Here is a 13,568-nt window from a genome sequence, read left to right as displayed (position 1 = left end):
AAAAACCGACGCGTTGCAGCCAGAGGAAAGCATCAGGCAAAGCAAATGGAGGTCTTTTTGCCGTAGTAGACGTCATGCGCAGTCCTTCGTATTTACCGAAAGCGGCGACTATGGCGGGATTTCAGATTCAGGGCTGTCGGCGGCGGGCGCGGCGGGCCGTAGGACTTTTCGCTTGGGTACGAAAGGTCCGGTGCCGATGAGCTTTTGGTTGATGTCAGGTGGAAGGTATAACTCAGTCCATCGCTGGACACCTCCCAGCGGGTGGCAAGGCGCGGCTCGATTTCAGTGCTGCCGCGCTCGAATTACGTCAGCCGATTGAACACAGTTTCAGCCGACGCATCGAAATCAGTGACACGGGTGCTGGCTTCGGAGCAATAGACCCGTGTGCTGGCAGCGTGAGCCAAGGACGCGTGCGGATGTCGACAACGATCAGACAACGCAGAATGCCGCACTGCTTCGTTTCCCTACAAGGTTTGCTTAGTTCTTTGGCCCGAGGAACTCCTTGATATTAGTAGCTGCGCGTCCAGTAGGGGTGAGCTTCCATATATCAAGTAGGGGGTTAGTGTCGGTGCTGATCAAGGTGTTTAAAAAGCGGGAGCCGTCTTTCTTGAATTTTTCCAGTCCTTGCACAACGCTGTTGTGCAAGTGCTCATGCACTTTATCCAAGTCGCTTTTTCGCGTGCTGCTAAGGACGAGGTCGGGGTGTTTTTCGGCCCACTCTCGTACCTTACCATCCTGCCAGTCGCAATCCTGGGGGTGGACGAAGTAAGAGGATGCGACAGTTACAGGATCGGCACCCGGCTTATCTTCCCAATGCCCCAGCATGGCTTGTGCAACTCGAAGAACTGCATCCCGGGCCAGTAATGCGGCAAGGGAATGAAGCGGGTGTTCGGCATGATCCTTGGCCAGCTGTGAGTGGGTCGGGTCAGTTGAGCCACTGGTATTGGGGTTGTCACCGAGCAAGGTCTGGCTATCGTCGATGCTGTTTCCCAACAATGTCAGCATGCCTTGCATGATTGTACCGACAGCATTGCTCAGTACTTGTACGGGGGTACCCAACTGCCATTGCAGCTTCTCCACCCATTCGGAAAAAGGCAAGTCGGCCCATGTATCACGAACCTGAAGGTATCCTTCGAAGGCCGGGAGCAGAATTGCGTTTGGGTGCTCACCGAGCAAAATCAGGATCAGTTGGTCTTGTTCAGTGCGAAAGCCAGCCTTGGTGGGTTCAAACGTTGTGTCTTTTGTCGAAAATAATATCTCCCCGAGAGGTGCTGCCAGACTGGCGATAACATCGCTGGCACCGAACATACCGGTGACCAGCGGCAGGCTCTGCTTGCAATCGGCTTTCGAGGTCCATGGCAACACATTTTCGTAACCCGTTTTGATCAAGCTCAGTTCGACGAAATTGGAGTGAGCAAAAAAATCTTCCAGGATATGCAGCGCCGCGCCGAACGACCTGAGCCCGTCGGTAGATGATGGCCCCTCCTGCATTGCCTTCTTCAATTCGTCGACCATGACGTCAACCGAACGTTGGATATAGCGTTTTTTCGAGGTCTCGAAGTCGACTTGCAATAACGGATCGTCAGGCAGAACCCACGGTTCGAAGTCTGCGTCGCGCTGCTTGGGATCGGCCGGTTCAGGTTTCACCACTTTAGGATTATCAATGTGTTCGCTTGGACGATAGACGCCCAGCCTCTGTGGCGTCACCTTGAATTTCTCCCGGTCTATCTTCATCAACGCGGGGAATTCACGGATGGCCAGTACATCCACTATCTGCGTCAGCGCTTCACGGGAGAGCACGTCCGGGAAATTTTTAGGCATCGTAGTTGCGCGCACAATCTTGGGATCAAGCAACTGCGAGTAGTCGCGCAACCAGTTACCGAAATAAATGGCTTCAATCTCATTGGTGCTAAATGCGACAGAGGCCAGCACCTCTTCGATGGTCCGGTGGGTCGATTTATTTTTGTCCCCAGCGCCGGCTTCGAAGTCTACCGTGTCGCTATTCTGCGACGATGACGACGGCTTTTCGTCGATGGGCATCTGAGAGATCAAATGCATCGCTTCGGCGTAGTAATGAGGGTTATCTGAAGGGGTGTTAAGAGGCTTCATCCGTGATTCCATAAAAAGTGGCGCGTCAATGCACCCTGTGTCAGGGCAGCTCAAAACGCAAAAGAATGAGTAAGTGTTGCGGGGATGGAGTTTACGGTTTGCGCAATGGATGCCAATCAGGCGGAGCAGCGAGTGCTGTAGGGCAACGGTCGGGCGGGAGGGCGGAATGTGGGCGGGGAAGAATAGAAAACGGCGGCAACCAGCGGCTGCCGCCGTGATTGCATCACTGCATCAACACTTCGATCACGCCATCGGCGTTGACACTGACCTGGCTGGTACCGGCTTCGACTTCCGGAGTGGGGGCTGACTCGGCGCGGGCGGCTTTCATCATCATGACGGGGGCGCGTTGGTATGGCTGTGGATAACCCGACGTATTGAGGTTCAGGTTGACCAGTTTGTAACCCTTGCCACCCAAGGCGTCGGTTACCAGCTGCGCACGGTTTTTGAAGGCGGCGACGGCGTCCTTGAGCAGGGTGTCTTCGCTGGCTTTACGCGTGGGAGGGGAGATGGCGAAGTCCATGCCGCCCATTTTCAAATCCTCCAGCAGTTCGCCGGTCAGCTTGGAGAGTGCGGCAAAGTCCGCGCTCTCGAGGCGCAATTCGGAGCGTTCGCGCCAGCCGGTGATTTTCTGGCCTTTGTCATCATAGATCGGATAGCTGTTGCGGCTGCCCTGACGAATCGTGATGTCCTTGACCTGACGCGCCTGGCCGAGGGCCTTATTCATGGTTTCGGTGATTTGTGCAGCCAGTTTGGCCGGATCCGTGTCCTGCGCTTCGCTGTACAGCGTGACCATCATCAAGTCGCGTTGGACTTCCTGGCTGACTTCGGCACGTACGGAAACCTGATTGTAATGAACCTCTTCAGCCAACGCAGGCAGACTGGCAAGCGTTGCGGCGCCAAGGGCGAAGAGGGCGGCAGTGGGGCGAAGCCTAAGCATAAAAACTCCTTGTTAACGAACCGGCTGCGACGGGTAACCGTCACCCGGAAAACTATCAGACTGTAGACGAACCCTTCAGGTTCCGGCAGCCATTCCCCTGTGAGAACGAATTCATTTATGAATGAATTCGCTCCCCACAGCCTGTACCGGGCTCGTGTGCATCTTTTCAGCGTATGTGGCGCTTTGACGCAGTTTTCGCTGTTTTCACCTCTGCTTGGTTATACTCGCTGCGATCCGCCTGCTGCGCTCATCAGGAGAGCTCATGCTCGCCCCCGTTCAACTGCTTTCAGCTACCCGCCAGAACCTGTGGCGCCTTACCGTTATCCGTACGTTGGTACTGGCCGCGCAAGCGGGTTCGGTGGGTATTGCCTATTTGTTCGACTTGCTGCCGCTGCCGTGGCTGCCATTGGCGATCACCCTCGGGTTCTCCATGGTCCTGTGCGTGATGACGGCCATTCGTCTGCGCACGTCGTGGCCGGTTACCGAGCTGGAATACGCCGTGCAGCTGGCATTCGACATGCTGATCCACAGCGTGCTGCTGTTTTTCTCCGGCGGATCGACCAACCCGTTTGTTTCCTATTATCTGGTGCCGCTGACTATTGCCGCAGTGACCTTGCCGTGGCTGTACTCGCTGATGCTCTCGGGCCTGGCGCTGGTCAGCTACACACTGTTACTGGTGCAGTTCTATCCGATGGGCACCTTTCCCATCGCCCGCGAGAACATGCAGATCTATGGCATGTGGCTGAGCTTTGCTCTGGCGGCGGCGGTCATTACTTTCTTCGCGGCGAAGATGGCCGAGGAGCTGCGGCGTCAGGAGCAGCTGCGTGCAGAGCGTCGGGAGGAGGGCCTGCATGATCAACAATTGTTGGCCGTCGCGACCCAGGCAGCTGGCGCGGCCCACGAATTGGGTACACCCTTGGCGACCATGAGCGTGTTGATCAAGGAAATGCGCCAGGACCATAGCGATCCGCTGTTACAGGAAGACCTCGGCGTGCTGCAAGAGCAGGTCCAACAGTGCAAGCAAACCCTGCAACAACTGGTGCGCGCGGCTGAAGCCAACCGCCGATTGGCGATCGATGAACAAGACGTCACTGATTGGCTGGACGAAGCCCTGAACCGCTGGCACCTGATGCGCCCTGAAGCCAGCTATCGCTTCCAGCGCCTGGGCCAAGGCACGGTGCCACGCCTGGCGCCGCCGCCGGACTTGACTCAGGCATTGCTCAATCTGCTGAACAACGCCGCCGATGCCTGTCCGGAAGGGCTGGAAGTGCATCTGGGCTGGGACGCCGAAGAAATCTGCATCAGTATTCGTGACCATGGGGCGGGTGTGCCGCCGGCAATCGCCGAACAAATTGGCAAACCGTTTTTTACCACCAAAGGCAAAGGCTTCGGCCTCGGCCTATTTTTGAGCAAGGCCAGCGTGACCCGCGCAGGTGGCTCGGTAAAACTCTACAGTCATGAGGAAGGCGGGACGCTCACTGAGCTTCGCCTGCCCTGTGGCGCCCGAGGAGACAAGCATGAGTGACGAGATCCAAGTGGAAGGCGAAGAACTGCCGCATTTATTGCTGGTAGACGATGACGCCACCTTCACCCGCGTGATGGCGCGGGCTATGAGCCGCCGTGGTTTCCGCGTCAGCACCGCAGGTTCGGCAGAGGAAGGGCTGGCCCTGGCCTTGAATGACGTGCCTGAATACGCTGCGCTCGACCTGAAAATGAATGGCGACTCCGGTTTGGTTCTGCTGCCCAAGCTGCTGGAAATCGACCCGGAAATGCGCGTGGTGATCCTCACCGGTTATTCGAGCATCGCCACCGCCGTCGAAGCGATCAAGCGCGGCGCCTGCAACTACCTGTGCAAACCGGCCGACGCCGATGATGTGCTGGCGGCCTTGCTGTCCGAGCACGCTGATCTGGATACGCTGGTGCCAGAAAACCCGATGTCGGTGGATCGCCTGCAGTGGGAGCACATTCAACGTGTGCTGACTGAGCACGAAGGCAATATTTCCGCGACGGCGCGGGCGCTGGGCATGCACCGGCGTACCCTGCAGCGTAAATTGCAGAAGCGGCCGGTTCGGCGCTGAACGGGGACTGAACGAATGTCTCAGGACTTCGCGAAGCAGCAAGCCGATCATCTATGATCGGCCCGACGCGAGTTCTCTATCCCAATCGAGCCTGAATAATGAATCGCAACGCCGAGTATTCTGCGGTCAATGACGCCGTACGCGGAGAGTTCTTCCGCCGCGTCTGGAAGCTGATAACGCCGTACTGGCGCAGTGAAGAAAAGGGCATGGCCTGGCTACTGCTGGTCTCCGTGATCGCGCTTTCGCTGTTCAGCGTGGCGATCTCAGTGATGATCAACAGCTGGTACAAAGACTTTTATAACGCGCTGCAAGAGAAAGACCTGGCGGCGTTTACCCACCTGATTCTGTACTTCTGCGGCATCGCCACGGTGGCGATTCTGGGGGCGGTGTACCGTCTCTATCTGACGCAGATGCTGACCATCCGCTGGCGTCGCTGGCTGACCGAGCAGCACTTTACCAAATGGCTCAGCCACAAGAACTACTACCAGTTGGAGCAACACGGCTACACCGATAACCCTGACCAACGGCTGTCCGAAGACCTCAACAGTTTTACCACCAGCACCCTGAGTCTCGCGCTGGGTTTGATCCGGACCGTGGTCAGTCTGGTGTCGTTCTCGATCATTCTGTGGGGCGTATCGGGCAGTATCGAGCTGTTTGGCATCACGATTCCCGGCTACATGTTTTGGGCCGCGCTTGTGTATGCGGTGGTTGGCAGCTGGCTGACCCACAAAATTGGGCAGCGTTTGATCAAGCTGAGCAACCAGCAAGAACGCTACGAAGCCGATTTGCGTTTCGCCCTGGTACGGGTTCGCGAAAATGCCGAAAGCATTGCGTTCTCCAACGGTGAGCCTAATGAAAACAAGCGCTTGAGCGCACGCTTCGGCATGATCTGGAGCAACTACTGGAACGTCATGAAGGTCTCCAAGCGGCTGACCTTCTTCACTGCGGGCTATTCCCAGATTGCCACCGTGTTTGCTTTCGTCGTGGCGTCACCGCGTTATTTCTCCGGCTCGATTGAGCTGGGCGGTCTGATGCAGATCAATTCTGCATTCGGCAACGTGCAAGAGAACTTCAGTTGGTTCATCGAGGCGTACACCACACTGGCCTCGTGGCGCGCCACGTGTGACCGATTGCTGAGCTTCCGGCAGGGCATGGCGGACAATGAAGCGCGCACCTCAACCATCAAGCTGGACCGAGACGGTGATGGCCTGCATTTTGACAATCTGGCGCTGAACCTGGCTGATGGCCGTGAACTGTTGGCTGGCGCCAGCCTGAACATCGTTCGCGGTGACCGGGTCATGCTCAGCGGTCGTTCCGGCAGCGGCAAAAGTACCCTGCTGCGAGCGTTGGGTGGGTTGTGGAGCGATGGGCTGGGCAGCGTGAAGCTGCCCGCCGAGCGTTATCTGTTTTTGCCGCAGCGGCCATATTTGCCCATTGGCACACTGCGCGAAGCGTTAAGTTATCCACAGGCGCCGGAAGCGTATCCCGTCGAGCGCTTTGCTCAGGTGCTTGAAACCTGTCGCTTGATGCACCTGGTACCGCGTCTGGATGAAAGTGATCACTGGCAGCGCATGTTGTCCCCAGGCGAACAACAGCGTGTGGCTTTCTCCCGTGCGTTGCTCTATGCACCCAGTTGGCTGTACCTGGATGAAGCAACTTCAGCCATGGACGAGGAAGACGAGGCGGCTCTGTACCAGGCGCTGATCGACGAGTTGCCGGGCGTGACCTTGCTCAGTATCGGCCATAGCAGCAGTCTCAAGCGCTTCCATCGACGGCATCTGCGCATTGACGGTGGGCAACTGCGCGAGCAATCTCATCCTGAAGTGGTTGTTTGAAACCAATAACCTGAAACCGGCCGAGTTGTTACGAGTGTTATCGTACAACCCGGTTGAGCTATCATGTGTTTTTCATCGCCTTGGGACAAATGTTCGACATGGATAATCAGAGTCCTGCGCCCCGCGTTCGCAGAAAGCACCGCAGCCTCGCTCAGGAATTGGTCACTGAACTGTCTGAACGGATTCGCGACGGCCAATTGAAGCGCGGAGACAAGTTGCCGACAGAGTCGGCGATCATGCAAGAGCAGGGCGTCAGCCGGACGGTGGTGCGCGAGGCGATCTCGCGTTTGCAGGCGTCCGGGCTGGTGGAAACCCGGCATGGCATCGGCACTTTCGTGCTGGACACGCCGAGCCCGAGCGGCTTTCGAATCGATCCGGCGACCATTGTCACCTTGCGTGATGTGCTGGCGATTCTTGAGTTGCGCATCAGCCTTGAGGTGGAGTCCGCAGGGTTGGCCGCGCAACGTCGCACCCCTGAGCAACTGGTCGCCATGCGTGCTGCGCTGGATGCCCTGATTGAAAGTGCGTCGCAGGCCGGTGATGCGGTAGCATCAGATTTTCAGTTCCACCTGCAGATTGCCTTGTCCACCGGTAACCGCTACTTCGTCGACATCATGACCCATCTGGGTACCAGCATCATTCCGCGTACCCGGATCAATTCGGCGCGTCTGGCTCATGATGACCAACAGCGCTACCTGAACCGCTTGAGCCGTGAGCACGAAGAAATCTTTGAGGCCATCGCCCGCCAGGACTCCGACGCTGCCCGCGCGGCCATGCGTCTGCACCTGACCAACAGCCGCGAACGCTTGCGTCATGCCCATGAACAGGCAGAACAGCAGCAAGCTTAACTCCTGTAGGAGCTGCCGAAGGCTGCGATAAGGCCGGAACGGCCTTCACACGATCAACCGTCGCATCCGGTCCCGTCGGACGCGACCCCGGGGTGATCGCAGCCTTCGGCAGCTCCTACATTTGGGTCGATGCAGTTTCCCTGACCGCTGATCGGCCCTCACGCCCCCAAATCAAATTCCCGCAAATCTCTATTGAGTGATCTTATTTTCAGTTGTACGATGACGTACGACATCAGTTTGGAGCTGATGTGCTTCCTCCACATTTGCTATCCAGGGTGTTCAAATAATGAATCCACAAGAACTGAAGTCCATCCTCTCTTCCGGCCTGCTGTCTTTCCCGGTCACCGATTTCAATGCTCAGGGCGATTTCCATCGCGCGGGCTATATCAAGCGTCTTGAGTGGCTGGCCCCGTACGGCGCTACTGCCTTGTTCGCCGCTGGCGGCACCGGTGAGTTCTTCTCCCTGGCGGCCAGCGAATACTCCGAAGTGATCAAGACGGCTGTAGACACCTGCGCCACCAGTGTGCCGATCCTGGCCGGTGTCGGTGGTTCTACCCGTCAAGCCATCGAATATGCTCAAGAAGCCGAACGCCTGGGCGCCAAAGGCTTGCTGTTGCTGCCGCACTACTTGACTGAAGCCAGCCAGGACGGCGTTGCCGCCCACGTTGAAGCCGTGTGCAAGTCGGTCAACATCGGCGTGATCGTTTACAACCGTAACGTCTGCCGCCTGACCGCGCCGCTGCTGGAGCGTCTGGCTGAGACCTGCCCAAATCTGATCGGCTACAAAGACGGTCTGGGTGACATCGAACTGATGGTGTCGATCCGCCGTCGCCTGGGTGATCGTTTCAGCTACCTGGGTGGCTTGCCGACCGCCGAAGTCTACGCTGCCGCCTACAAGGCGCTGGGCGTTCCGGTCTACTCCTCGGCGGTGTTTAACTTCCTGCCGAAAATGGCGATGGACTTCTATCACGCCGTTGCCCGTGACGACCACGCCACTGTCGGCAAGCTGATTGATGACTTCTTCCTGCCTTACCTGGACATCCGCAACCGCAAATCGGGTTACGCGGTCAGCATCGTCAAGGCGGGCGCGAAAATCGCCGGCTACGACGCCGGTCCGGTACGCACCCCACTGACCGACCTGACACCTGATGAGTTCGAAATGCTGGCTGCGCTGATGGACAAGCAGGGCGCGCAGTAAAAATCGCATGAATCAAGGCCGCTGATCCGTCAGCGGTTTTTTGCCTTTTCCAGGAGAATGTCTGTGTCTGATTCAAAGCGTTTCGATAACTACATTGGCGGTGAGTGGGTTGCCGGTGCGACCTACTCTTCCAACATCAACCCGTCCGACCTGTCGGACGTGATCGGTGAATACGCCCAGGCCGACGTGGCGCAGGTCAATGCCGCCATTGACGCAGCCCGCGGCGCATTCCCGGCCTGGTCGACGTCCGGTATTCAGGCGCGTAGTGACTCGCTGGACAAGGTTGGCAGCGAAATCCTCGCCCGTCGCGAAGAGCTTGGTACCTTGCTTGCCCGTGAAGAAGGCAAGACCTTGCCTGAAGCGATTGGCGAAGTGACCCGCGCCGGTAACATCTTCAAATTCTTCGCCGGCGAATGCCTGCGTATCTCCGGTGACTACATCCCGTCGGTACGTCCGGGCGTCAACGTTGAAGTAACTCGCGAAGCCCTGGGTGTGGTCGGACTGATCACTCCGTGGAACTTCCCGATTGCCATTCCGGCCTGGAAGATCGCTCCGGCGCTGGCCTACGGCAACTGCGTCGTGATCAAGCCTGCGGATCTGGTTCCGGGTTGTGCCTGGGCACTGGCTGAAATCATCTCCCGTGCAGGCTTCCCGGCGGGTGTGTTCAACCTGGTGATGGGCAGTGGGCGTGTGGTCGGTGACGTGATGGTTAAAAGCCGCAAGGTCGATGGCATCAGCTTCACCGGTTCGGTCGGCGTTGGTCGCCAGATCGCGGTCGATTGCATCGCGCGTCAGGCCAAAGTGCAACTGGAAATGGGTGGCAAGAACCCGCAGGTCATTCTCGATGACGCGGACCTCAAACAAGCGGTCGAGCTGTCGGTACAGAGCGCGTTTTACTCCACCGGCCAGCGTTGCACCGCTTCCAGCCGCTTTATCGTGACGGCTGGCATTCACGACAAGTTCGTCGAAGCCATGGCCGAGCGCATGCGTTCGATCAAGGTCGGCCACGCGCTGAAGTCCGGTATCGATATCGGTCCGGTCGTGTCCAAGGCCCAGCTTGATCAAGACATGAGCTACGTTGCCATCGCGCAGGATGAAGGCGCGCGTCTGGTAACCGGTGGTGAGCTGGTCACTTGCGACACCGAAGGTTACTTCCTGGCACCGACCCTGTTCGCGGACAGCACCGCGGAAATGCGCATCAGCAAGGAGGAAGTCTTTGGTCCGGTTGCGAACATTGTTCGCGTCGCGGATTACGAAGCAGCGCTGGCCATGGCTAACGACACTGAGTTCGGTCTGTCGGCGGGCATCGCGACGACGTCGCTGAAGTACGCCAACCACTTCAAGCGTCATTCACAGGCCGGGATGGTGATGATCAACCTGCCAACGGCCGGTGTCGATTACCACGTGCCGTTCGGTGGTCGTAAGGGTTCGTCCTACGGTTCGCGTGAGCAAGGTCGCTATGCGCAAGAGTTCTATACCGTCGTAAAAACCAGCTACATCGGTTCGTAAATAGACGATCTGTAGGCGCTGCCGCAGCCTTCGGCAGCGCCTACATGAGCAACACGTAAAAAATGTTTTACCCGCACAAAAAAATAATTAGTGGGAGCACATGTACATGCAACAGACCAAGCCGACTCACGTCCGCTATTTGATTTTGCTCATGCTTTTTCTGGTGACCACGATCAACTATGCCGACCGTGCAACCATCGCGATCGCGGGCTCCAGCCTGCAAAAAGACCTCGGCATCGACGCCGTCACCCTCGGTTATATCTTCTCTGCGTTCGGCTGGGCCTACGTGGCCGGTCAGATCCCTGGCGGCTGGCTGCTCGACCGTTTCGGTTCGAAGAGAGTCTATGCCTTGAGCATCTTTACGTGGTCGCTGTTCACCGTGCTGCAAGGCTATGTCGGTGAGTTCGGTGTCTCGACCGCCATCGTTGCGCTGTTCATGCTGCGCTTCCTGGTCGGTCTGGCTGAAGCGCCATCCTTCCCCGGCAACGCCCGCATTGTGGCTGCCTGGTTCCCGACCGCTGAACGCGGCACGGCCTCGGCCATCTTCAACTCTGCGCAATACTTCGCCACCGTGCTGTTCGCGCCGCTGATGGGCTGGATCGTCTACACCTACGGCTGGCAGCATGTGTTCGTGGTCATGGGCGGCGTCGGCGTTTTGTTTTCGCTGATCTGGCTGAAAGTTATCCACAGCCCGCGCAATCACCCGAAGATCAACGAAGCCGAGTTCAACCATATCGCCAACAACGGCGGCATGGTCGACATGGATCAGGACAAAGGCAAAGGCGCCAGCGGTGGTCCGAAGTGGGACTACGTGCGACAGCTGTTGACCAACCGCATGATGCTGGGCGTTTATCTGGGCCAATACTGCATCAACGGCATCACCTACTTCTTCCTGACATGGTTCCCGGTGTACCTGGTTCAGGAGCGCGGGATGACCATCCTCAAGGCAGGCTTCATTGCTTCGCTGCCCGCCATCTGCGGCTTTATCGGTGGGGTGTTGGGCGGGATCATTTCCGACTACCTGTTGCGTAAAGGCCACTCCCTGACCTTTGCCCGCAAGGCGCCGATCATTGGTGGTCTGCTGCTCTCGACCTCCATCGTTGCCTGTAACTACGTTGATATCGAATGGATGGTGGTCGGCTTCATGGCCCTGGCTTTCTTCGGCAAAGGCGTCGGCGCGTTGGGTTGGGCGGTGGTGTCCGACACCTCGCCGAAACAGATCGCCGGTTTGAGCGGTGGCCTGTTCAACATGTTCGGCAACATCGCTTCGATCACTACCCCGATCGTGATTGGCTACATCATCAGCGCCACCGGCTCGTTCAAATGGGCCTTGGTGTACGTCGGCGCCAACGCGCTGGTAGCAGTGTTCAGCTACCTGGTGATCGTCGGCCCAATCAAACGTGTCGTCTTGACCGAGCCGCCAGCCAAGGGGCCTTTGACCGGTGACAACGCCGGCACACTTTCTCAAGCCAAATCCTGAGGAAAACCGTGATGAACCTGATTCAACATGCCGATTCGCCGCGTTACATCTGCTTGCACGAACTCGACAACGTGGCGGTTGTGGTCAACGACCAAGGCGTCCCGGCCGGGACCCGGTTCGACAACGGCCTGGTGACCCTCGATAACGTGCCGCAAAGCCACAAGGTCAATCTGGTGGACATCGCCGAAGGCCAGCCGGTGATCCGTTACGGGCAAACCATCGGTTATGCCTTGCAAGCGATTCCACGCGGCAGCTGGGTCAGGGAAGATCAACTGCGTATGCCATCCGCACCACCGCTGGACAGCCTGCCACTGTCCACTGACGTGCCGGAAAAACAGGCGCCGCTGGAAGGTTTCACGTTTGAGGGTTATCGCAACGCCGACGGTACTGTCGGTACGCGCAATATCCTTGGCATCACCACTACCGTGCAGTGCGTGACGGGTGTGCTCGATCATGCAGTCAAACGCATCCGCGATGAGTTGTTGCCCAAGTACCCGAACGTCGATGACGTGGTGGCGCTGACCCACAGCTACGGCTGTGGCGTGGCGATCACCGCGACTGACGCTTATATCCCGATTCGCACCGTGCGCAATCTGGCGCGCAACCCGAACCTGGGCGGCGAGGCCCTGGTGATCAGTCTGGGCTGCGAGAAATTGCAGCCGGGGCAGGTCATGCATGAAAACGACAGCTCGGTGGATCTCGATGACCCCTGGCTGTATCGCCTGCAGGACTCCAGCCACGGCTTCGTCGAAATGATCGAGGAGATCATGGCGATGGCTGAAGTGCGCCTGAAAAAGCTCGATCAGCGTCGTCGCGAAACCGTACCGGCGTCCGAGCTGATTCTGGGCATGCAGTGCGGCGGCAGCGATGCGTTCAGTGGCATCACCGCCAACCCGGCGCTGGGCTTCGCTTCGGATCTGTTGTTGCGTGCCGGGGCGACGGTGATGTTCTCCGAAGTCACCGAAGTGCGCGACGCTATTTACCTGCTGACCTCCCGGGCCGAAACCAAAGAAGTGGCGCAAGAACTGGTCCGTGAAATGGACTGGTACGACCGTTACCTCGCCAAGGGCGAAGCGGATCGCAGCGCCAATACCACGCCAGGCAACAAGAAGGGCGGGTTGTCGAACATCGTCGAGAAGTCCCTGGGCTCCATCGTCAAATCCGGCAGCAGCGCAATCAACGGCGTGCTCGGCCCTGGCGAACGGTTCAAGCGCAAAGGGCTGATCTTCTGCGCGACACCGGCCAGCGACTTTGTCTGCGGCACGTTGCAACTGGCGGCCGGGATGAACCTGCATGTGTTCACCACGGGGCGCGGCACGCCCTACGGTTTGGCCATGGCGCCGGTGGTGAAAGTCTCGACTCGCACCGAGCTGGCCCAGCGCTGGCCGGACCTGATCGACATCGATGCCGGGCGCATCGCCACAGGCCGCGCGAGCATCGAGGACCTGGGGTGGGAGTTGTTCCACTTCTACCTGGACGTTGCCAGCGGCAAGAAAAAAACCTGCGCCGAAGCGCTACGGCTACACAACGACATCACCTTGTTCAACCCGGCACCGATTACGTGATGTTCGTTT

10 protein-coding genes and 1 pseudogene are annotated in these 13,568 nt (G+C 58.1%); 8 read left to right on the top strand and 3 right to left on the bottom strand.

Annotated elements, in window-relative coordinates:
• Positions 1–143: 143 nt before the first annotated feature.
• The 3 genes and pseudogenes from AC1MEA_RS03940 to AC1MEA_RS03930 all read right to left on the bottom strand — a co-directional run.
• Positions 144–452 (bottom strand): annotated as a pseudogene (locus AC1MEA_RS03940) (hypothetical protein); the annotation flags it as partial.
• A 25-nt stretch (positions 453–477) separates the two neighbouring features.
• A complete protein-coding gene (locus AC1MEA_RS03935; protein WP_480918094.1) occupies positions 478–2,040 on the bottom strand; it encodes an HET-C-related protein in 1,563 nt (520 codons plus the stop codon).
• 292 nt (positions 2,041–2,332) lie between these two features.
• Positions 2,333–3,046, bottom strand: a complete 714-nt coding sequence (locus AC1MEA_RS03930; protein WP_480916788.1) for an SIMPL domain-containing protein — start codon at positions 3,044–3,046, stop codon at positions 2,333–2,335.
• Positions 3,047–3,308: 262 nt separating this feature from the next.
• Here AC1MEA_RS03930 and AC1MEA_RS03925 point away from each other — a divergent pair, with 262 nt between their 5' ends.
• The 8 genes from AC1MEA_RS03925 to garD all read left to right on the top strand — a co-directional run bounded on the left by AC1MEA_RS03925 (position 3,309) and on the right by garD (position 13,559).
• The gene (locus AC1MEA_RS03925; RefSeq protein WP_219064294.1) at positions 3,309–4,571 is read left to right on the top strand and encodes an ATP-binding protein; all 1,263 of its coding nucleotides are present in this window, start codon (positions 3,309–3,311) and stop codon (positions 4,569–4,571) included.
• Positions 4,564–5,124, top strand: a complete 561-nt coding sequence (locus AC1MEA_RS03920; RefSeq protein ID WP_219064293.1) for a response regulator transcription factor — start codon at positions 4,564–4,566, stop codon at positions 5,122–5,124. Before AC1MEA_RS03925 ends, AC1MEA_RS03920 begins: the two co-directional genes overlap by 8 nt.
• A 98-nt stretch (positions 5,125–5,222) precedes the next feature.
• Positions 5,223–6,959, top strand: a complete 1,737-nt coding sequence (locus AC1MEA_RS03915) for an ABC transporter ATP-binding protein/permease (RefSeq protein ID WP_480916787.1) — start codon at positions 5,223–5,225, stop codon at positions 6,957–6,959.
• 98 nt (positions 6,960–7,057) lie between these two features.
• Complete coding sequence (locus tag AC1MEA_RS03910; RefSeq protein WP_219064291.1) at positions 7,058–7,807, top strand: FadR/GntR family transcriptional regulator; 750 nt, start codon at positions 7,058–7,060, stop codon at positions 7,805–7,807.
• A 286-nt stretch (positions 7,808–8,093) separates the two neighbouring features.
• Positions 8,094–9,005, top strand: coding sequence for a 5-dehydro-4-deoxyglucarate dehydratase (kdgD, locus tag AC1MEA_RS03905; protein WP_219064290.1), 912 nt, complete (start codon positions 8,094–8,096; stop codon positions 9,003–9,005).
• Positions 9,006–9,068: 63 nt separating this feature from the next.
• Positions 9,069–10,514: an aldehyde dehydrogenase family protein gene (locus tag AC1MEA_RS03900; RefSeq protein WP_449634861.1), complete on the top strand. Its 1,446-nt coding sequence runs from the start codon at positions 9,069–9,071 to the stop codon at positions 10,512–10,514.
• A gap of 106 nt (positions 10,515–10,620) precedes the next feature.
• Entirely contained in the window at positions 10,621–11,994 is a 1,374-nt protein-coding gene (locus AC1MEA_RS03895; protein ID WP_322177729.1) for an MFS transporter, read from the top strand.
• Positions 11,995–12,005: 11 nt separating this feature from the next.
• Positions 12,006–13,559 (top strand): galactarate dehydratase, encoded by a 1,554-nt coding sequence (gene garD / locus AC1MEA_RS03890; protein WP_480916784.1) that lies wholly within the window; start codon positions 12,006–12,008, stop codon positions 13,557–13,559.
• Positions 13,560–13,568 lie beyond the last annotated feature (9 nt).

The organism is Pseudomonas sp. ASL8 (genome assembly GCF_056680355.1).
The sequence above is the reverse complement of the archived record's forward strand: the minus strand, read 5'-3'. Positions and strand labels throughout refer to the sequence as shown.